The sequence below is a fragment of the Nitrospirota bacterium genome, from assembly GCA_040752355.1.
Taxonomy (GTDB): Bacteria; Nitrospirota; Thermodesulfovibrionia; order Thermodesulfovibrionales; family Dissulfurispiraceae; genus JBFMCP01.
Window position 1 is genome coordinate 18775 of record JBFMHE010000012.1, and the last position, 21577, is coordinate 40351.

Genomic DNA, 21577 nt, shown 5'->3' on the forward strand with positions numbered 1-21577 from the left:
CCGTTCCATTATTAAAAAAGCTTAATCGATGCCCGATATCTGCCACATCTGTCAGGACGGATGCCATAGATGACGCGAAAGGGGAGGGGAAAACGTACAATCGCTTTAGCCGTATTTCACTTTGACCCGTTCATTTTAACGCGCCCGGCGGAAAATAAAAAATCAAAAAGAAAAATGCACAATTAAGGACTCCTTATCTTCGATTTTTTCTTTTGATTTTTGCTCTCTCTCCTCTTCGCGTTATGGTAGAATGCTTTGAAAATAAGAGTCCCTAACGAAATGAAAGAGCTTGGAGTCGGATGAGGTATAGTATGTGGAGCGGTATCAGCAGCCCGAGCGAAGTCATGGATGACGAAGCGGGCTGGTGCCTCGGAGGTCGCATCGACCGAGAATGAGCGAACATACTGTGCCTCGTCTGACTCCCCTCCTCATTCCGTTAAATGCTCTAAGTTCGGTCATCCGCTGCGAAAGAGGTGTGTATGGTGAAGTTTGTGCTCGTACTGTTTTTGCTTGCGCTCCCGTTAAGGGACCAGTGCGGTGCAGCCGCCAGGGGCGCTGCCGATGAAGCACTCCGGCAAGAGGCCAAAGGAGCCAAAGGGAAATATCTCCGCACGATAGAGGATTACCGGGTCCCGAATGTGACGCTCCTGAACCAGGACGGAAAAAAGATAAAGCTCCGCTCCTTTCTCGATCAGGGCAAGCCGGTGATCATCGATTTCATCTTCACGACCTGCACGACCATATGCCCCGTCCTCTCGGCGGGGTTCTCCCATCTCCAGGACCGGCTCGGCGACGGGGCGAAGTCGGTGCAGCTCGTCTCGATATCAATCGACCCTGCGTACGACAGGCCCGAACAGATGAAGGCGTACCTCGCACGCTACAATGCGGGAGCGGGATGGGACTTCCTCACCGGGAGCAGGGAGGACATCGCCCTCGTGCTCAAGGCCTTCGATGCAGCGGTCGCCGACAAGATGTCGCACCTCCCCCTCTATATTCTTCGCGGCCCGGAGTCGGACGAATGGGTCCGCATCAAGGGTTTGATCAGCGGCGCCGAGCTCATGCGCGAGCTCGGGAAGGTGCAGAAGAAATGAGAAATCAGCCATTCTCCCGGGCAGTGCCGCCGCTCGTTCTCTTCCTCTTCGTCATGTTTTTCTTGTCCGCCCCTGCGATAGCGGATAAGGATGCAACGATAGCCGGGCATTCGCCGGAGGAAGCGCTCCGCCTCGGCGAGGCGATGTACGCGAAGGGGCTGCTCCCTTCCGGCAAGCCGATGAGCGCCGTTCTCCAGGGCGATCTCGTGGTGAAAGGCACGATGGTCACCTGCGCCAACTGCCATATGCGGAGCGGCCTCGGCTCGGTCGAGGGGGGAGTCCTCACGCTCCCGACCAACGGAGCGCTGCTCTACGCTCCTCTCAGGAGCAGCCGCGACCTCCCGGGAATCGGCATGGGGCGGGGAGAGCTGAAGTATCCCAGGCCTGCGTATACCGATGCGTCTCTTGCAAAGGCTATCCGCTCAGGGGTGGATGCAGCCGGACGGATAATGGAGGAGACGATGCCGCGCTATCTCCTCGACGACCGGGAGATGGAGATCCTGGTCTTCTATCTGAAGAACCTCTCGTCGAAGCCCTCGCCCGGCGCATCGGGCGACTCGATACGGCTCGCGACGATCGTAACCGAGGGCGTAAGCGATAACGAGCGGAGGGCAATGGTCGATCCCCTTGCGGCATATATACGGCAGGAGTGGAATGCGAACCTGACGGTGCTCTCGATGACCACGAGAGAGAAGACCTACCGCCCCGTCTCGCTCGATATATGGGAGTTGAAAGGTCCTCCCGAGACATGGAGGGAACAGCTCGAGGCCTTCTACAAGAGGGAGCCGGTCTTTGCTCTCATAGGAGGGATAGCAGCTTCCCCCTGGCACCCTGTCCACGGCTTTTGCGAGGAGAACAGGATACCGTGCATTCTCCCCATAACCGATCTGCCGGTGGTCTCGCAGGGCGACTGGTACACGCTCTACTTCTCGAAGGGATACCACCAGGAGGGCGAGGCTGCTGCGAACTACCTCGCCCACGTCCTCGATCTGCCGCAGGACAAGGAGGTCGTCCAGGTGTTCAGGAATAAGGACGAGGGAAAGGCCCTGGCAGAGGGATTTGCCGGCGCATGGAAGAGGCAGGGCAGGACCGGTCCCAGAGATCGTATGCTTTCCCCGGGGGAAAGAGCGGACAGGCCCTTCTGGAAAGAGCTTGCGGCGCAGCACCGGAACGCGGTCTTCCTCCTCTGGCTCGGCCCCGGAGACCTGAGCGGCGTCGAAGCGCTGGCCGACACCGCAGACCGTCCCTCGATCGTCTTCGCCTCATCGACGATGCTCGGCAACGACTACGCGGCGCTCCCCGACGCTGTCCGGGATTTCGCTCTCTTGACCTATCCCAACCGCCTCCCCGAAGAGAGCGCCGGCGCTCTGTTCTCCGTGGAGCAGTGGCTGGGGGCGAAAAAGATACCGGTGACCGGCATCGCGACCTCGTCGAAGGTCTTTCTCCTTACGCGCGCCCTGTCGAGGGTGATGATCGCCATGAAGGGACACTTCTACCGCGACTATTTCCTCGATCTCTTCGATATGCTCGAGGACCAGACCACGGCGGTCGCTGCCTATCCCGTGCTCAGCTTCGGCCCCGGGCAGCGCTACGCAGCGAAAGGCTGCTATGTCGTCAAGCTCACCAGGGGAGAGCAGCCGAAGATCATAAAGCAGAGCGACTGGATCATATACTAAGAGCTCCTAGCAGAATGAGCAAAGAGAGTCAGACAAGGCACAGTACATTCGCTCAACTGCCACCCCAAAGATCTTCGATCTTCGGGGACCCCGATTCTCGGTCGATGCTACCTCCGAGGCTAGGGCAGCTCGGAATCGAGTCGTACCGACCCGCTCCGCCATCCTGGCTCCGCCCCGGCTGCCCATGCCGCTCATATACTATGCCTCGTCCGAATCTAAGTTCTTTCATTTTCTTAGGAGCTCTGAGAAAGAGAGGGCTTGCATGGCGCAGGCCCTCTCTATTGACAGCTAGCTGATGGTGACCGGGATCCTTCCGGTGAAGAGCACCTCTTTGGGGTTCCGGTGGTTCCTGAATTGAACGATCCCGTGTCCGCTCACCGGCGCTGTCGGCCTCATCAGCACATCGAAACGCCGCGCGGTCGAGAGAAAATAGGAATGCCCTGCCCTCAGCACAAAGGCGTTGTTGTAAAGCCCGTACGGCGGCACGCCGAGCGCCCTGCCGTCGAAGGCGATGATCACCACATCCGTCGGGAAGCTCACCGTGACAGGACAGTAGGCGGCGTTGATGAACCGGACGAGGACCGTCTGCCCCACCCGTGCATTGACCGGCACCTGCATGCCGCTGACCCCGCTGTTCAGGTCCGGCGGGACGACGAAGCTTGGAGCGCAGGTGCCTGTTCCTCCCAGCGGTGCGGGAAAGGGGAGCCCGGTGACGAAGAAGTAGTCGGGGTTGTAATCATGGAAGTCGCCCTTGAGAAACATATCGTCCACACCCGGGTTATTGCCGTGGGCCGGGAAGGTGTCTTTGGGGTTATCCATGAAGTCGCTCCATTGCGAAGAGCGGTCGTCAACGACCCAGGCGGCCTCCACGTCGTAGGGAACGGTCATGGCGTGGGGGTCTCCGCTGGTCAGCGGTTGATTGTTGAATCCCGGGAACTGCGGGAATCTGGCGAGGTTCGCTGCAGTGCGGCGGGGGTAGCCGCCGGAGGTCGCGGGATTCGCAAAGGCGTCGGGAGGCTCGATCACGAGCATCCCGTAGAGGCCGAACTCGAAGTGCTGCATCGTGTTCCGGTGGCAGTGGTAGAAGTACGTCCCGATGTAATTGGGCTGGAACTGGTAGGTGTATCTGCCGATCTCGAACGAGCAGTGCCCCACCCCGTCGTTCATGGGCGTCGGCTCGATGCCGTGCCAGTGGACCGTATGCGGCGGCGATCCTCCGGATTCGGTATGCCCGTGGAAAATGGCGCCGCGCGGCACGCGGATCGTCGCCGCAGGAAAGGTGCCTCCCTTGGTGGCGGGGACATCGTCGTCCGAGAACAGGAAGAACGCCACCCTCCTGCCGTCCCACATATCGATGTCCAATCCATGCATGAGGCCCAGCGAAACGGTGTTGGGTATCTGCTGCGTAGCCCCCGGGACGGTAGCCGCTATGAACGCAGGCACCGGGTTCGTCGGGTTGAGGCGCTCCGGGGTCGGCGGGCTGGCCTTGGGGGGATCGAAGTGCTTTACCCATTCGCCTTCGCCGCCTGCTATCGATCTCCTCGCTATTCTATGAGCCGGATTCGTGAATGACATGGTCTTGCTCCTTTCTCCTTATGGGCTCAGTGTCCCGCGTGGTCGGGCCCTGCCGCCGGCCCGGTGGCGTCCGGTCCATGCTCCGCGGATGAATTCGGGAAGGTTACGATGCCGCCCTCCATGGTCCGGTCGCCGATAAAGTCCATTCCCGACATCAGTCCGAAGTTGTAGTTGCCGCCCTGGGCCACCTGGGAGGGCTCGCAATGGTCGTGCATCGGGTAGCAGAGCGGCGACTGCTGCACCGAGATATCCACCGAGTTCGGATTCAGCGGGTCCGCGAGGGTCCCCACAGGGGGGAAGTACGTCCCCAGCTCCTCCTCGGGGGGCCATGTCTTGCCGCCGTTCACGGTGGTCAGCGGCGGGTCGGGAAGCCCGATGCCGCGGGTATTGGGGATATCGGGCGGCCGGTGGAACGGCACCAGCCAATCGAACCCGCCGAGCGGCACCGCCTGAATCGTGTCTACCCAGAGGACATTGTCCTGCACCCTGCGGTTCAGGGAGATGACGTACATGTGGTTCGCGTGCATATGCATTGAATGCAGGTAGAGCCCCGCATTGAGGACGCGTACGATGCAGGGCTCGCCGACGCGGAGCTTCGGGCATATATAGCCGTTGTGGTGTCCGAAGAAGCCCGACTGCCCGTTGAGCGTGTAGTACTGCGCCTTCCTGTTCATAACGCCGGTTTCGAAGGCATTGGCGTAAGGGTCGTTCAGCATGGCATTCACGAACTGGGCCGCAGGATAAATCTGTCCCGGCGGGAGGCTGCCCACCTCCGCGAAAAGCACGGGGCTCGCCTGGTGGAGCACCCAGACGTACTGCCTGAACGGCGGCGTATGGTTCGCCATGTCGCCCGCTTCCCACGAGAGGCCGGGGAAGTGGCCAGCGGTCCCCAGGTCGTCGAAGAGCCTCTGTACCGCAGGGGTCGGCCTGTCGTAGGGCGTAAATTTATGGCCCGGAGCAGCGAGCCTCGGCATGACGATGAACGCGCCGTGGAGCCCCATCACGCGGTTTACCGGCGCGTTGAGGTTGTCGTAATAAAGAAACGAGCCTGCCCTGGAAGCGGTGAAAGAAAAGGTCTTCGTTTCAGCCGGTGCGATGGGGCCGCTCGAGAATACGCCGGGAATGAAAAAGGCATGCGGCTCGTCGAGTTCGTTCGTCAGGGTGATGCTGATCGTGTCTCCCTGGGTGCAGAAGATGTTGGGGCCCGGACAGTCTGCCGGCAGGTCGGGGGCATCGCTCTTGTATATCCAGAAGTAGCACCGCGCATCGTTGATGCTGTTGTGCGTTATCATCTCCTTCATCGCATCGGTGATGCGGAAGTTGAGCGTCTGCGTCTGGACCGCGGCAAAGACATCGCTTTCGAGGATCCAGGGCATCTGGCTTCCGACCACAAGAGTCGCCATGCCCTTCAAAAATTGTCGTCTGTTTATCTCCATGACCTTCTCTCCTTTCTCCGTCTGCTTCTCTTCCCCGGCCTGACCGTTCATCCGTTCCTCACAGGCGCTCCTCACAGGATGTCTGCCGGAAAGAATTGCAAGCTTCATTCCAGAATTAACTAATTTTAATGAACTGTCAGGCCCTGCCACCGGTGGCAGCAAGGAGAACCTTTTCTGTCACAATTGACATGATATGCGCTGCATACCGTCAGCAGGTAATTTTCACCATGCCAAAAGTGAACGGGCCATTTTAGGCGAAGGGGCGCACGATGCGCCATTATGATGCAGTTCACCCCCGCTCGTGCGGACGAGGGCGTCCGTTGTAACACTGATCGTCCATCCTGTATACTTCAAAGACGAGCAGAGCCGGACCTGTTCTTCCGGCCGTCGTATTCATCCCAAGCCCAAGCCCAAGAACGGGAGAGTGAGCTTTATGACGCATTCAGTAGACCTGCAGACCCTGGCCGATACGCACGACGAACCCTTTATCGTCCTCGACAGGGAGTACCGCATACGCTCGGCCAACAAGGCCTTCGAGGAGGTCTTCAAGCTCAAGCTCGGCGAGGTGATAGGAAAGCATTGCTATGAAGTGAGCCATTTCGGCACGCTGCCGTGCCGTCTCAGCGAAGAGCATTGTCCCCATCTCGCGGTGTTCAGCCTCGACAAGGCATCGACCTGCGAGCATACGCACTTCGACACCGACGGCTGTCTCCACCGCGTAAAGATAAAGTTCTTTCCCCTCCATGCCCATGAGGACGAGGTGTTCGTCGGCCTCTCGATCCGGAGCTTTGCCAATCGTATCGAGGCGATCAAGAGGCAGGGACAGCAGCTGGCAGGCAGCTCCCCCGTATTCCTGCACTGCCTGGAACGGCTCCATACCGCAGCGCAATCCGATATGCCGGCGCTCATAGCAGGAGAGACCGGGACCGGGAAGCAGCTGGCGGCCGATTTCATACACCGGAGCTCAGGCCGCAGAGAGAGGCCCTTCGTGACCGTGGACTGCATGCTCCTGAGCGAAGATCTCTTCGAGCGGGAGCTTTTCGGCTGCGAGCGGGAAGGCGCGGAACGGCCGGGGCTCATCGAGCTGGCCGACGGCGGGACGCTCTTCCTGGACGAGGTGAGCGAGCTGCCGCGCAGCCTGCAGGGCAAGCTGCTGAGAGTCATCGAGACCGGGGAGTTCAAGCGCCTCGGCAGTTCGAAGGTCCAGAAGGCCGATATCCGGGTCATCTGCGCTACGAACCGCAATCTCGGCGGCTTGATGAGAAGAGGGGACTTCCGCAAAGACCTCTACTACCGCATCGCCGGCATGACCATAACGATGCCGCCGCTGCGCGACCGCAGGGACGATATCCCGGCCATCGCCGGGGAGCTCCTGGCGCAGCTGAGCATGAAAAGCAAAACCGCCTACCGGATCACCGCCGAAGCGCTCCGGTCCCTCGCAGAGCACGATTATCCGGGGAATGTGCGGGAGCTGCGGAATGTCCTTTATGACGCAGCGATGACCGCTGCCGACGGCGTGATCGGGACGGTGACCATACACAAGTCCGTCGATCACGGGCACGGGCCCGAAGATCACGAAGCGCCTCCGGCCGGTCGAGAGAAGAGCGGGACCGCATCCGGCCAACCCGTCTCGATTAACGACGCCGAGGCCCGCCACATCGCGGCCACCCTGAAAAAAGTAAAGGGAAGCCGCCGGGAGGCCGCCAGGGTCCTGGGGGTCAGCGAACGGACCCTCTACCGTAAAATAGAGCGGTACGGCATCGAGTAGGATCAGCCATCAGTTCTCGGCACAGAGCGACGTTCGCCCTAATTCGCGCTTGCTTTCTGAGGGATGAGAATGTCCACTACGGTACCCTCGCCTTTTCTGCTCGTAATCGTGATCGTTCCGTTCATCCTGGCGAGGATCCGCCGTGCAGTGAGCAGCCCGAGGCCCAGAGCGCGGGGCTTGGTCGAAAAGAAGGGCTTGAAGAGAGTGCGCTGCTGCGCTTCGTCCATACCGCTTCCGTTATCGGCTACCCGTATCATGATCATGCCTCCCAGGGCGGGCTCGACGCTCAGGAAGACCTCGGGCTTTACTCTCCCCGTGCAGGCATCGGCGGCATTGGACAGGACGATGAGGAGGACCTGCTGCAGTGCGCGGGGGTCGACGGCGCAGAAGATCGCCCCGGGGGCGAAGGAAGGCAGGAGAGAGATGCCCTGCGCAGCGAAGTCGATGTTCATATGGACGAGGAGCTTCTCGAAGAAGGAGAGGAGCGCGACGTTCTGGATTTCGGGGTGCTCGAAGAGAGAGCACTTCTTGAGCAGCTTCATGAACTGCTCGACCTTGGCGAGCTCGTCGAGAGAGCGCTGGAGGTACTCTCCCATGGCCGCCTGGTCATAGCGCGCGAGATTGTCCCTGAGCATGCTCAAGACCATCTTGACGGAATTGACCGGGTTGCCTATCTCCTGCATAAGTCCCGCAAACAGGGCGCTCACCGTGCTCGTCGCCTTCAGTGCGTCGTCGAGCGACTCCTTCCGGTGCTGCTCCGTACGGTCACGCCGGATCGAGAGATAACTGTCGATGCCGCCGTCCCGGTTCCGCATCAACGCTATGGTGGCCGCTTCTTCGTAGAGCGTTCCGTCCTTCTTCCGGTGTATAAGCGACCCGTTCCAGGTGTCGCTGCGCCGGAGCGTCTCCCTGAGCTCACGATAAAAGGCGGCATCATGCCTGCCGCTGTCGAGGATATGGAGATCGCGGCCGAGCGCCTCGTCTCTCCCGTATCCGGTAATGCGTTCGAATGCAGGGTTGGTGTAGCGTATGATGCCCCTCGTGTCGGTGATGACCACGGCATCGGACAGGCCTTCGGCGACCGGCGCGACATAGTCTCCTATCCGGCCGCACCCCTGCCGTCCCTCACCGGCGGCCTGATCATCGCGGGCGTCACCGCGGCCCGCATCCTCATGATTGCTCGGCCCCTGCGCCCACCACGCCTCGTCGCTCGCGGCGCCCTTGCCGAGGGGAAAGCCGGTCTTGACCACGTAACTGAGCGCCCCCCGCTCATCGGAGAGGACGGCATCGGTCCATGAGATCAGCCGTTTGCCGCTGTCCTTCGTCTGCCAGAAGGTGAGCTGCCTGCAGGCCGGCTTCCCTTCGATGAGACTTTTGAAGGAGCACCGGGCGATCTCCGCCTCCTCGGGAGTGAGGAAGAGCTCCCAGAAATGCCTGCCTTTGACTTCATCGGAAGAGTAGCCGGTCAACTGCTCGAGGGTCCGGTTGAGCCGGACGATGCGGCCCTCACGATCGAGGGCGACGACGAGGGCGTCGGTGGAATCGAGTACCGAAGAGAAAAAATCCCGCTCCCTCCTGAAGACCTCTTCTCGATCCCTCTCGCCCATGGCACCCCGTTCTCGAACTGGACCTCACCGAAGTCATTGTAATGCAATACTGATGCCAGGGAATAACATCCCGGTAACAGACACAATTCAAAGGGATTAATCGGGGAGTGGCGAGAAAGGGTGAGGCGTTCAGTTATAATGGACAGCCCATTATGAATCGAGAGGATTCATTTCAGGCCGTATTCCTTGATCTTTCGCTTGAGCGTCGAGAGGGATATGCCGAGCGCTTTCGCTGCGCGGGTATAATTACCCGAAAGGCGCTCGAGCGCGTGTTTTATGTAATTCCGCTCCATCTCGCTGAGGGGAGCGATCGCCTCGTCGCCTCCCTTGTTCTCGCTGTTCGGCGCTGCAGAGGCGGCCTTGCCGAGGAGCTCCGAAGGCCGCATGACATCGCCCTTCTGGAGGATAACGGACCGCTCGATGATGTTCTTCAGCTCCCTGATATTGCCCGGCCAGTCGTACTCCATCAGTTTCTTCAGCTCTCCTTCGGCGAGCCGGACATCCCGGCCGAAGGCGATCTTCCTGACGAGATAATCGCAGAGCAGAGGGATATCCTCCTTTCACGGAGGGGGGGGATATGGACGCGTATGACGCTGAGCCGGTAGTAGAGATCGCTTCTGAAGGTCTTGCCGAGGACATTCTCGAGGTCCGCACTGGTTGCGGCCACGATACGGACATCGACAGGCCGGATGGTATCGCCGCCGAGGCGCTTGATCTGCTTGTCTTCAAGGACGCTGAGGAGCTTCGACTGGAGGTGCATCGGCATCTCGCCGATCTCGTCGAGGAGGAGCGTCCCCCCTTCCGCCATCTCGAAGATCCCCCGCTTCGAGGTCGCGGCTCCGGTAAAGGCGCCCTTCTCGTAGCCGAAGAGCTCGGCCTCGATCAGGTTTTCGGGCAGCGCGGCGCAGTTGATGCTGATGAAAGCATCCTTCCGCGCCGTGCTCTTGTAATGGACCGCCTTCGCGACGACGTTTTTACCCGTGCCGGTCTCCCCGGTAATCAGCACCGGGACATCGGCCGTCGAGGCGAGCTCCACGAGGCGGGCGATCTCGAGGAGCTCGTCGCTCTGCCCGATGAGGACCGTGCCCTCGCTCGCCTTATGGCTCTTGTAATCTTCAACCTGGGCCACCTTCTCGAGGGCGAGCGTCTTCAGCGCCTGCCCGATAGCGAGCGAGAGCTCCTCGAGCTCGAAGGGCTTGGAAAGATAATCATGGGCGCCCGCCCTGATCGCCTTTATGGCGCCGTCGAAGCTCGGATGGGCGGTGATGAAGATTATTTTCGACTGCTCGTTATGCTTGAGGATCGAGGGGCAGAGGGTATGCCCTTCGGCGTCGGGAAGGTTCTGGTCGAGCAGGACCACATCCACCTTGGCAGCGCCGCACTGGGCAAGACCGTCGCCGCCCGAGTTCGCGATGAGCACCTCGATGCTGTTGCGGCCGAAGTAGTCTTTTACCGCATCGCAGAGGAGTTTATCGTCATCGATAATCAGTAATGTCTTCTTATGGCTGCCTGCTCCCACTCAAGCTCTCCGGCAGGGTGATCTCGACGACCGTGCCTTCCCCTCTCGTGCTCGTCACCTGTATCGTGCCTCCCATCATCGCGAGCATGCGTTTGGCGATGACCAGGCCGAGGCCCGTACCCTGCTCCTTGGAGGTGCGGAAGGGCTTGAAGAGGTCGCGCTGCTGCTCTTCCGTCATACCGCACCCCGTGTCGGCGATTTTGAGTAGTATTATACCTGAATCGGCCGTTATTGTTATAGCAATTTCCGATCGCGGCCTGCCCATGCAGGCATCGGCAGCATTGGTAAAGATATTCAGGAGCACCTGCTGCAGTGCCCGGGGATCGGCAAGGCAGCGCTCTGCGCCCGGCGCAAGGGAGAGGGTCACGGAGACCCCCCTCTTCGAAAAATCGTCCCTCACCAGGGGAAGCAGCTTGTCCATGAAGGACCGCAGCTCTACGCTCTGGAGCTCCGGGGTCTCGTACATGGTGAAGCTCTTCAGGCTCTTGAGGAGATACTCGATGCGTGAGAGCTCGCCCAGCGACCGCTCGAGATACTCGCTGATCGTCTCGCTGCTGTAGGAGCCGATATTCGCCTTCAGCACGCGCAGCGCCATCTTCATCGAGTTGATGGGATTGCCCATCTCGTGCCGGATACCCGAGAAGATATAGCCGATATTGTCCATGACGTTGACCGCCTCGGCGATCGACTCGAGCCTGAGTTTCTCGGTCACGTCGCGTTTGACGTACACGTAATTGATGACGTCGCCCGAGGCGGACTTGATCGGGGAGATGGTGCACTCCTCGTAATAGATGCTGCCGTCCTTTCTCTTGTTGATGAGCTGCCCGCTCCAGGTAGTGTCCTTGTGCAGCGCCTCCCGGAGCGTGCGGTAAAAGGCCTCGTCCTGCCTGCCGCTGTCCAGGACATGAAGATCGCCGCCGACAACCTCGTCGCGGGCATACCCGGTGATCCGCTCGAAGGCGGGATTGACATACTGAACGAATCCCCTGGTGTCGGTGACGACGATCGCCTCGGCAGCCGACTCTATGGCGGCCACCAGCCGGGCGTGCTCGGCTTCGGTCTCTATGCGCTGGTTGATCTCATAGGCGAGCTGCTCGTTGCTCGCGGTCAATGCCGCAGTACGCTTCTGCACCAGCTCTTCGAGGTTGTCCCGGTGGCGCTTCAGCTCATTCTCGAGCTGCTTCTGGGCGGTAACGTCCTGCAGGGTGGTGATCGCCAGAATTATCTCGCCCCTGCTGTTTACCACCGGCGCAGCACTGAACCTGCCTATCCATTCCTCTCCCGAATTGCGCCTCCTGACCACGAGCTCCTGGTGGAATACCGCTTCCCCTTTCAAGGCCCTCACGAGCGGCCACTGCCCGAAAGCGAGGGGATTGCCGTCAGGAGTACGGAGCTCGATTATCCGGGCAACCTGCTCCAGGGGAATACGCGCTTCTTCCTCGTTCCGGAAGCCGTGGAAGTGGAGCGCCGACGGATTCATGGAGCGGACCGTGCCGTCGAGGTCGACGATGATCAGTCCATCGTTCATGCTCGTGACGATCGCCTGGAGCTGGGTATAGCCGGCCTCGACCGCCTGCTTGGCCTCGATATGCTTCAGCCCGAGCGAAGCGAGGGCGGCCAGCTGAGCCAGGAGGACCTCATCTTCGGCAGTAAACTCTCCCTCGCCCTTGTGCGAAACCATGATGATCCCGCTTACCTGGTCGTCGACACCCTTGAGGCGTGCGCCGAGCAGCCCCTTCAGCGGCACGTGGCCTTCGGGCAGCCCCCACCAGGCGGGGTGGCGTGTCAGTTCCTGCTCGCTGAGCCGCAGTGAGTCTTTTCCCTTGACCAGCTCGAAATAGACCCCGCCCTTCTGGACGCTGAACGCCTCCTTGGGCGGGCACGGGGGTATATCGGATGCCCTCGAAGAGACCCTGACGGTGAACGCTCCCTCCTGATACCCGTGCCCTGCGATGCCGAGCTTTGCATCCGTCAGCTCGCGCGCGGCGTCCACCACTCTCTGAAGGAGGCCGCTGAGCGTCGTCTCGGAAAGGACTTCAGCGGATACGCGGATAAGCGTGTGAAGACGCTGAAGATAGGACGCCCGCCGTTCCTCTGCCTCTCTCCGTTCGGTAATATCTATGCCGGTGCTGATGACGTATTCGACGCGGCCTGCGCTGTCGAGAAGGACGGTATTCGCCCAATCGATGAGCCGGCGGCCGCCATGCTTGGTGAGCCAATAGTTTTCATGCGTGTTGGGGAACTCGCCGGCGGCGAGCCGGTCGAAGACGCCCCGCACCGCCGCGGACTCTTCGGGGAGCAGAAAGATATCCCAGAAATGTTTTCCCTTCACTTCGTCGGCCGTATAGCCGGTGATCTGTTCGGCGGTACGGTTGAACCGCGCGAACGTACCGTCGGGCTTGAGCACCACCACGAGAGCCCCGGCGGTGTCGAGGACAGCGGAGATGAAGTTTCTCTCATTGTGAAGCGCCTCTTCATGGTGTTTCAGGTCCCTGAAAAGGAGATCGTAGGGTTTTGCAAGGCCGTTGACGACAATCGCCCGGTAGGCGAGGTAAAAAGAGATGATCAGCAGGAAGTGTCCGGTGAAGGTGGTCAGGCCGTCACCGTCCGGCGAAATGATGACGAGGGCCTCGAGGCCGACGGTGACGGCGAGCGAGCAGAGCAGCAGTGTCCAGACGCTTTTTCCGAGGGAGGCGCGTTTGCGGTAGAGGTGGACCGCTGCACCGAGGAATATCCCGGTCACCAGGTATTCGCTCACGGTCTTGAAGGAGGTCACCCCTGACGCCTCGCGGTAGCTTTCAGGGAAGTGCCCCGAGAAGACCGCAACAAGCAGGGCGGTTGCTGCCGCCGTATAGACGACGAGCAGAACCCCGTAGTTGAGCTTCCGGTTAATGAAGGAGGGGGCAGCGAGCATGGATACGCTCTGCAGGTACCGTCCCGCTGTCCAGAGCTGTGCGGTAAGGCCGGCGTCATAGCCGCAGAATATGTTCATCTCCCGGTAGGCGAGGAAATGGAGCAGGTTGAATATCCCTACGAAGAGATACGCAAGGCCGATAAACGGGAAAAAGCCCCGGTCGAAATATCTTCGCGAGTTCCAGGTGAGCATGAAGATGGCGAGAGCGACGGCGACGGCGAAGAGCTCGGCAAGGCTGAGGAGGAGCAGGTAGTTGTAGCGGCCGCTCAGGTAGAGGCCAGTGAAGATGAGCAGACCGACGAGAAGCGACGCGGCGCCCAAGGCGGGAGCGCTGCCCTGCGTGACGAGGTTTCTGCTTACCTGCCGGTCCATGGAGTTTTGGAATATTCTAACGGGCAGCTCGTGCCCTCACCCGTCTCCCCCGCGATTAAAAACACTTTATTATATAGAATCTCTCCCCTCAAAAGCCAAAGATTTTTATGGTGCGAGCGTTTGACAGAACGGCGCGAGAAGAGTCGTGGCGAGAAGCCTAGGAAATGCGGTATTCCTTGATCTTGGTCAGGAGCGTCTTGTAACTGACTTTGAGGAGCTCCGCAGCCCTGCTCTTGTTTCCCTGGGTCTGGCGCAGCGCCTGTTCTATGCGGGAGCGCTCGGCATCGTGCACCGCTCGCTGCGCAATCTCGTGCAGGGTGAGTTCCGGTGCGGCTCCGCCGCAGGAGGCGCTCTCCTTTCCGGCGACGGTAAAGCTCAGGTGCTCGGGCAGCAGCTGCGGTCCGTCACAGAGAATGACCGCCCGCTCCATGATATTCCTGAGCTCCCGGACGTTTCCCTTCCACTCGTGGCCGAGGAGCATCCTCTCGACCTCGGGGGAGAGCGAAGGGGTCTCCTTTCTCATTTCACCCGAGAAATACGCTGCAAAGGAGCACGCGAGCGGAATGATGTCGTCCCTCCGTTCGCGCAGCGGAGGAATAAGGACGGGAAAGACATTCAGACGATAGAAGAGATCCTCTCTGAACCGTCCAGCGCCGACCTCGCGCTCGAGGTCCTTGTTGCTCGCAGCGACGATCCGGAGATCGACCTTGATCGTCCTGGTCCCGCCCACGCGCTCCACTTCGCTCTCCTGGAGCACCCTGAGCAGCTTCGCCTGGAGCGGCAGCTCCATGTCGCCGATCTCATCGAGGAAGATCGTGCCCCGGTCGGCGAGCTCGAACCTGCCGGGCTTCATCTCTGCGGCGCCGGTAAACGCGCCCTTCTCGTGGCCGAAGAGCTCGTTTTCGATGAGGTCTTTCGGTATCGCCGCGCAATTTACCGCGACGAACGCTTCCTCCGCCCTCGGGCTCAGGCGGTGAATGCTCCGGGCAACAAGCTCCTTGCCGGTCCCGCTCTCGCCGAGCAGGAGCACGGTGGTCTTCAAGGGCGCCACCTTGCGCACCTTCCCCAGCACCTCCTGCCAGACCGCGCTGCGTCCGACGGCATCGGGGAGCTGCACCCTGTTCGTCAGCTCGCCCTTCAGAACGAGGTTCTCCTTCTGCACGCCCTTCTCGGAAAGGGCGCGCTTCACGAGCACCACCAGGTGATCGGGATCGAAGGGCTTGGCGATGAAGTCGTACGCGCCCTGTTTGATGGCGGCGACGGCGCGCTCGATGCTCCCGTAGGCGGTCATGACGACTACCGGGATAAAGGGGAAGCTCTGCCGTATCTCGCTCACGAGGGTCATACCATCACCGTCGCCGAGCTTCAGGTCGGTGACGACGACAGAGATACGCTCCGCCGAGAGCCGGGCCAGCCCGTCCTGTACGCTCGCTGCCGTTCTGACGCCGAACCCTTCGGCCTCGAAAACGTTCGCGAGCATGGCGGCCATGCTCTCTTTATCCTCGACGATCAGTACGGTATACAGGGTATCCCGGCTCCGCATGCTCCTCCGAATGCGCGGCTGAGATGCACTCTCACTGCAGCGGCAGCACGACACGGAACGTGCTGCCCCTCCCCTCGCCGCTCTCGACGGCGACGGTTCCGCCGTGGGCGGTGACGATCTTGTGCACCAGCGCAAGCCCGATCCCGGCGCCGCCGCTCTTGGTGGTAAAGAAGGGCATGAACACCTTGGAGAGATGGTCGTTCGCTATGCCCGGTCCATCGTCGCTCACCGACAGGCAGACCGCCGCCCGCCCGCCCGCGCTGCACGGTTCGGCGGCCACACCTATATTCGTCCCTGCGTCGCAGGCGTTCTGCACGAGATTTCTCATCGCCTGCTTCAGGAGCGTTTCGTCCGCCCTGATGACAAGGGCATCGTCGACGGCGCAGGATATCCGCTTTTCCGCTCCCTGCTGCTCGGCGACGAGGTCTCTCATCAGCGGGGCGATGCGTATCTCCTTTTTACTTATCGGTTCCGGACGGGAGAACCTGAGCAGCTCCTCCATGACCCGGTTCATCGCCTCCACCTCCTTGAGAATGCTCTCGGCCGCGGCTCTTCCCGCGGCCTGCCGGGGGTCGTTCCCCTCGTACTGCTTCATGAGGAGCTTGGCGTACCCGGCGATCACCCCGAGGGGGTTCCTGAGCTCGTGGGCGATGCCGGCGGAGACCTCCCCGAGGGCGGCGAGGCGCTCTCTGATGATGAGCTGCTCCTTGAGTGACTGCAGCTCGGAGCCGAGGGCGGAAAAAGCGCCCATGACGGTATTCATCTCGAGGGCCTCGCCGCTCCGGTCGTCACGCCGGAGAAAGCGGGGCCGGAAGGAGATGAAGAGCACGATCGCGACAAGGGCCGCGAGCGCGAGGAAGACGAGCAGAAGGAGCAGGAGAAAGTCGGGGGAGGCGCTCATCGCCTCCCGGTAATCAGCTCTATGAGCTTATCCGCGGCCAGGAAACCCGAATGCACTCTTCCATTGGGCAGCACCATGGTGGGGGTGCCGGTGATGCCGAGGGATTCGGCGAGCTTGATGGTCTCGTCCACCTCCCTGGTGTCGCATTCGGTCTTCGGGATCGGCTTCTGCTCGAAGTTGTCCTCGAGCATCTTGAGCGATTTGTTGCAGACGATGCTCTTCGATTTCCAGTAGGCGTCCTTGTGCATTTTGAGAGGGAAGAGCTTGATGTAAAAGACGATATCCTTCCGTTCTTTCACCACCTTTTCCATCTCCTTGTGGAGCTTTCCGCAGTACGGGCAGTCGGGGTCGGTGAAGAGGACGACCCGTTTGGCAGCCTTCGGATTGCCCATAACGAGCGCATTGGCGAGCGGTATCTTCGCGACATCGACCTTTCTGGTCTGCTGCAGTTTCTCGAAGCGCTCCTGCGTCTTGTTCGATCCGCTGGCGACATCGATGATCTGTCCGGTGACGACATACTTTTTCGAGTAGTCCACATAAAAGAGACCGCGCTGCCCCTGGTTCTCTATCGAGATCTCCCAGAGGCTCTTCACCGGGCTCAGCTCGATGTTCAGGATCTTGGCGTTCGGGATGTTCAGTTTCTTCAGAATGCCGCCGACATCCTCTTTATTCAGGGAGTGGCACTTCTTGCAGTCTCCTTCACAGCCCGACGCGCTGAAAGCGTACGCGTGCGCAGCAGCGAAGAAGGTGACTATTACCGTGACTAAAAACGGGACACCAACTACAATACGTTTCATGAAACACCTCCACGACTATAATAGATAAGTTTTTATTTGAATTTCAAGCATTGCTTTGGTTATAATTGCCGCGATGGAAACGTATCAGAAAAAAGCCATGCTCGAGGCCCTGCTCTTCGCCGCCGGCGAGCCGATAACGCTCGGCAGCATCATCAAGGCGACGGAACTGCAGGAGCCAGAAATCAAGACGATGCTCGACGAATTGGCGGCAGACTATCGCGAGAGGAATGCGGGGCTGATGGTCGTCGAGGTGGCCGAAGGGTACCAGATGGTCACCAACCCCGACCACGCGCTCTGGATCAAGCGGTTCAAACAGATCCACCAGAGCAAGAAGCTTTCGCAGACCGCTCTCGAGACCCTCGCGATCATCGCCTACAAGCAGCCGGTGACCAAGCTCGAGGTCGATCAGCTGCGCGGGGTCAATTCGGACGGCCCGGTAAAGAGCCTGCTCGACAAACGGCTCATCAAGATCGTCGGGAAGAAGGAGGCTCCCGGACGTCCGTTCCTGTACGGCACGACCAAGGAGTTCCTGCACTACTTCGGTCTGAAGAACCTGAGCGAGCTGCCGCCGATCAGCGACTTCTTGAAAGAAGAGGCAGCCTGACACGCATATAACATACAGTACGCAATAAGAGCAGAGTAAAGCGGCGCATAAAGTCCCCGATAATGTAACTGCGCCGAATCCAGAATGACGCTGTGGGGGAAACATGAAACGGTTCTCTGTAGTCCTGTCTCTTGTGTTCATGCTGTTCTGTGCCGGTCCGGTGTACGCCGCCGGCGCCTCCTATGCGGTAAAAAAAGGCGATACCCTTTTCAGCATCGCCAGGAAACATAACGTCACCATCGCCGAGCTCAAGAAGGCGAACGGCCTGAAGTCGCAAAAACTGACCGCGGGCATGAGGCTGACCATTCCTGCCGGCGATGCAGCCCGCCTGAAGAGGGCCGGAAGCGAAAGCTCCCCTGCTGTCCATACCGTCAAGAAAGGCGAGACCTTCAGATCCATCTCGAAGAAGTATGCCCTCTCGGTGAGCGAGCTCAAGGAGATGAACGGCATCAGAAAAGAAGCACGGCTTAAAGTCGGCCAAAAGCTCATCGTGAAGCAGGCGGCTCAGCGCCCGAATGCCAGGAATGCGGACGAGCCGGACGTCTATATCGTCAAGAGGGGCGATACCGTAAAAGGAGTGGCCCGTAAATTCAGAATGAGCAGCAAGGAGCTCAAAGAGCTCAACGGCCTCGAAGGCAACAGGCTCAAGCCGGGGCAGAAGCTCCTCCTGGCGAGAATGCCCGCGCCGCAGAAGGCAGAGCCGAAACCCACCCCCGTCTCCTATTCTCCTGCTGCTCCGGGGCCGTCCGCAGCCTCGCTGCGCCTGGAGGAGGTCAAGGCATTCTCGCAGTCCGACAACCTTGCAAAGCTCGGCATGAAGGAGCGGCTCGTCCTCTTTGCGAAGAAAATGCTCCACCTCCCCTACCGCTTCGGCGGCAACGGTGCCTTCGGGCTCGACTGTTCGGCTTATGTGCAGAAGGCCTACGGCCTGGTGGGCATCACCATCCCGCGCAGCGCGCGAGAGCAGTTCTCCGTCGGCGAAGCGGTGGACAAGGAAGAGCTCTCGACAGGCGATCTCGTCTTCTTCAGGACCTACGCGTCCTTCCCCTCTCATGTGGGGATATACATCGGCAACAATCTCTTCATCCACGCCTCGTCCCTCTCGAAGAAGATCACCATCGACAGCCTCGAAAGCCCCTACTATTTCCAGCGCTACATCGGCGCAAAACGCCTCATCCCCGAAGAAGAGCTCGAAATCGAGATAGACGACGAGCCTGCCAAAGAAAATTAGGATTTCAATACGTCGGGGTTGGTGTGGGGGATGAAGAGCGCGGCGGGGAACTCCCTCATGAATGCTCCGTCCGTATTCATTTCACGGTAGGTAATCAGCCCGCAGATCCGGTCGACCGCAGCGAGCGCGCCCCGGTCCGTCAGCACCGCCTCCGCACCTTTCAATGAGGAGTTCCCCAGGGCGACGAAACGCTCCCTCGGGATATCGGGGAGCATCCCGATACGGACCGCCTTATCCGCGTCGATGCCGGCGCCGAAGGCGCCGCTTACATAAACCGTGAGCACATCGCCGAAGGTCAGGCCGACGGCGTGCACCATGACATACAGCGATGCGAACATCGCCGCCTTCGACCGCAAGAAATTATCGATGTCGGTATCCTTGATCATCAGCCGCGCGCCCGCCGACTCGTAGAGCACGAACGCCCTGCCGCCGTCGCGCTCCACGACGTTAGGCGAGGAAGCGGATAATCTCCCCTGTCCGTCGATAATGCCGTTATCGTACAGCTCGGCGACGAGCTCGATCACTCCCGATCCGCATATGCCGCGGGGCGCTCCCCCGCCGATTACCTTCAGGACAGCCGCAGGGGTGTCCTTCTCCAGGACGACACCGGCGACCGCCCCCTCCGTGGCCCTCATGCCGATTTCGGCGATGCCGCTCTCGAGGGCAGGACCGGCAGCGCCGGCTCCCACCATGATCCATTCGCTGCAGCCGAGGACGATCTCCGCGTTCGTCCCCACATCGATGAGCAGCGAGGGCCGTTCGTTCGCATGCAGTCCCGAGACCAGGATACCGGCGATGATGTCTCCGCCGACATAACTGCCGGCGTTGGGGAAGATATACACCACCGCCTGGTCGTTTATGGCGATGCCCGCATCGCGGGGCCTGACGAAGTCCATGCGGTGCGCCACCGGGAGATAGGGGTCGACAGGGATCGTATGCACCGGCAGGTCCAGGAGAAAGTGCATCATTATGGTGTTGCCCGCGATGACCGCGGCGCAGATATCCTCGCTGCGTATGCCATGGTCACTGCATAATTCCCCGATCAGGGCATTGATCCCGTCGATGAGCAGCGCATGCAGCTCCTCGCCTCTGCCGCTCATGGCAGCATGGACCCGGCTGAGCACATCGAGCCCTTCCGCGATCTGCGGGTTCTCGTGCTCCCTGGCAGCGATCCTGCGGCAGGCGGTCATATCGAAAAGGGAAGCGACGATATTCGTCGTGCCTGCATCGATGGCGAGCCCGTACACAATGCGTTTATTGATCGCAACGACGCGCGCCCGGTCGCCTTCCCATCCGAGCGTGAGGAGAGGAGAGAAATCGCATGCCCTCAGCGCTGCCGGCAGCCCGGCGAGCAGCGCAGGAGACATCTCTACCGGCGTATGCACACCCGAACGAACGAGGCCGTCCAGGAGCCGTTCCTTGTCGGCCCTCTTATCCGATGCCGAGGGGAGATCGAGCGATACCAATACTGTCGTGATCAGGGGATCCATGGGCAAATCGCGGCGCTTACCGCCACGCTCACGATAGTATACCACAGGGTCATGCCTCGATGAGGACGCAGTGAAGAGGGTCGGGGAGCGGCTGCCCGTCCGCAGTGAGGAACATCGCTTCAGGTTTCGGCGGTTTGGTGCTATTATTTAAAGAGAGACTCGCGCAGAGCGCTCTTTTCATTCCGCCGCTCTCATCATCTGCGTACGAACCGCAACCGACCCCTCACGAGAGGTGCATCCATGAGAACGATGAAGCTCATCCTTCCCGGCATCGTCCTTATCCTTATCGCCTGCCAGACGGTCCCCATCACGGGACGGCGGCAGCTCAGCCTCGTCCCTTCCGAAACGCTCCTTCCCATGAGCTTCAGCTCCTACCAGGAGTTCCTGGCAAAGCACCGGGTGATCGAAGGCACTCCCGAGGCGCAGATGGTGCAGAGGGTGGGCACACGGATACGGAATGCCGTTGAGCGCTACTTCGCCCGGCAGAACATGTCCGAACAGTTGAGCGGCTATCAATGGGAGTTCAATCTCATTGCCGATGACTCGATCAATGCCTGGGCCATGCCCGGCGGGAAGGTGGTCGTCTATTCAGGGCTGATGCCGGTTGCAAAGAACGAGGCGGGTCTCGCCGTTGTCATGGGACACGAGATCGCCCATGCCGTGGCGCAGCACGGCGAGGAGCGCATGAGCCAGGGCCTCCTCGCCCAGATGGGCGGCATGGCGCTCGGCGCCGCTATCGCCCAGAGGCCGCAGGAGACGCAGCAGCTCTTCATAACCGCCTTCGGCCTGGGCACACAGGTGGGCGTGCTTCTTCCGTACAGCAGGCTGCAGGAGACCGAAGCCGACCGCCTCGGCCTCATCTTCATGGCCATGGCCGGCTACGACCCCCGCGAGGCGGTCGACTTCTGGCAGCGGATGACCGCAGCCAAGGAAGGCCCCGCCGTTCCGCAGTTCTTGAGCACGCACCCTGCCGACACGCCGCGGCTGAGCGCCATCAAGGAGTTCCTTCCCGAGGCGCTGAAGTATTACAAGAAGTAGCCGGGGAGACTCTCG

Annotated in this window: 16 protein-coding genes; 6 read left to right on the forward strand and 10 right to left on the reverse strand. The window is 60.5% G+C overall.

Features of this window, described 5'->3' with window-relative positions; genetic code table 11:
- The first annotated feature begins 479 nt into the window (after positions 1-479).
- Positions 480-1091, forward strand: a complete 612-nt coding sequence (locus AB1805_09875) for an SCO family protein (protein ID MEW5745727.1) — start codon at positions 480-482, stop codon at positions 1089-1091.
- Positions 1088-2767: an ABC transporter substrate-binding protein gene (locus tag AB1805_09880; GenBank protein ID MEW5745728.1), complete on the forward strand. Its 1680-nt coding sequence runs from the start codon at positions 1088-1090 to the stop codon at positions 2765-2767. Before AB1805_09875 ends, AB1805_09880 begins: the two co-directional genes overlap by 4 nt.
- A 288-nt stretch (positions 2768-3055) precedes the next feature.
- Here the strand turns inward: AB1805_09880 and AB1805_09885 are convergent, their stop codons facing one another.
- Both AB1805_09885 and AB1805_09890 read right to left on the reverse strand, forming a co-directional pair.
- A complete protein-coding gene (locus AB1805_09885; GenBank protein ID MEW5745729.1) occupies positions 3056-4342 on the reverse strand; it encodes a multicopper oxidase domain-containing protein in 1287 nt (428 codons plus the stop codon).
- A 26-nt stretch (positions 4343-4368) separates the two neighbouring features.
- Entirely contained in the window at positions 4369-5829 is a 1461-nt protein-coding gene (locus tag AB1805_09890) for a multicopper oxidase domain-containing protein (GenBank protein MEW5745730.1), read from the reverse strand.
- A gap of 382 nt (positions 5830-6211) precedes the next feature.
- On the opposite strand from AB1805_09890, the gene AB1805_09895 reads away from it, so the two are divergent.
- Positions 6212-7546 carry a sigma 54-interacting transcriptional regulator gene (locus tag AB1805_09895; GenBank protein ID MEW5745731.1) on the forward strand — a complete coding sequence of 445 codons (1335 nt, stop codon included), beginning with the start codon at positions 6212-6214 and terminating at the stop codon, positions 7544-7546.
- A gap of 38 nt (positions 7547-7584) precedes the next feature.
- Here the strand turns inward: AB1805_09895 and AB1805_09900 are convergent, their stop codons facing one another.
- The 7 genes from AB1805_09900 to AB1805_09930 form a co-directional block, all read right to left on the reverse strand.
- The gene (locus AB1805_09900) at positions 7585-9153 is read right to left on the reverse strand and encodes a PAS domain S-box protein (protein MEW5745732.1); all 1569 of its coding nucleotides are present in this window, start codon (positions 9151-9153) and stop codon (positions 7585-7587) included.
- A 167-nt stretch (positions 9154-9320) separates the two neighbouring features.
- On the reverse strand, positions 9321-9620 hold the full coding sequence (locus tag AB1805_09905; protein ID MEW5745733.1) for a helix-turn-helix domain-containing protein: 300 nt from the start codon (positions 9618-9620) through the stop codon (positions 9321-9323).
- A gap of 8 nt (positions 9621-9628) precedes the next feature.
- Entirely contained in the window at positions 9629-10672 is a 1044-nt protein-coding gene (locus tag AB1805_09910) for a sigma-54 dependent transcriptional regulator (GenBank protein MEW5745734.1), read from the reverse strand.
- Positions 10653-13958 (reverse strand): MASE3 domain-containing protein, encoded by a 3306-nt coding sequence (locus tag AB1805_09915; protein ID MEW5745735.1) that lies wholly within the window; start codon positions 13956-13958, stop codon positions 10653-10655. Before AB1805_09915 ends, AB1805_09910 begins: the two co-directional genes overlap by 20 nt.
- 157 nt (positions 13959-14115) lie before the next feature.
- Entirely contained in the window at positions 14116-15501 is a 1386-nt protein-coding gene (locus tag AB1805_09920) for a sigma-54 dependent transcriptional regulator (GenBank protein MEW5745736.1), read from the reverse strand.
- 31 nt (positions 15502-15532) lie between these two features.
- Positions 15533-16402: an ATP-binding protein gene (locus tag AB1805_09925; GenBank protein ID MEW5745737.1), complete on the reverse strand. Its 870-nt coding sequence runs from the start codon at positions 16400-16402 to the stop codon at positions 15533-15535.
- Entirely contained in the window at positions 16399-17199 is an 801-nt protein-coding gene (locus tag AB1805_09930) for a DsbC family protein (GenBank protein MEW5745738.1), read from the reverse strand. Before AB1805_09930 ends, AB1805_09925 begins: the two co-directional genes overlap by 4 nt.
- Before the next feature lie 73 nt (positions 17200-17272).
- On the opposite strand from AB1805_09930, the gene scpB reads away from it, so the two are divergent.
- A complete protein-coding gene (scpB, locus tag AB1805_09935) occupies positions 17273-17803 on the forward strand; it encodes an SMC-Scp complex subunit ScpB (GenBank protein ID MEW5745739.1) in 531 nt (176 codons plus the stop codon).
- Between the two features lie 103 nt (positions 17804-17906).
- Positions 17907-19034, forward strand: coding sequence for a LysM peptidoglycan-binding domain-containing protein (locus AB1805_09940; GenBank protein MEW5745740.1), 1128 nt, complete (start codon positions 17907-17909; stop codon positions 19032-19034).
- On the opposite strand, the gene AB1805_09945 is transcribed toward AB1805_09940, so the two are convergent.
- Positions 19031-20569 carry an ASKHA domain-containing protein gene (locus AB1805_09945; GenBank protein ID MEW5745741.1) on the reverse strand — a complete coding sequence of 513 codons (1539 nt, stop codon included), beginning with the start codon at positions 20567-20569 and terminating at the stop codon, positions 19031-19033. The two genes, AB1805_09940 and AB1805_09945, sit on opposite strands and share 4 nt — an antisense overlap.
- A gap of 195 nt (positions 20570-20764) precedes the next feature.
- Here AB1805_09945 and AB1805_09950 point away from each other — a divergent pair, with 195 nt between their 5' ends.
- Complete coding sequence (locus AB1805_09950; protein MEW5745742.1) at positions 20765-21562, forward strand: M48 family metallopeptidase; 798 nt, start codon at positions 20765-20767, stop codon at positions 21560-21562.
- The last annotated feature ends 15 nt before the right edge of the window (positions 21563-21577 follow it).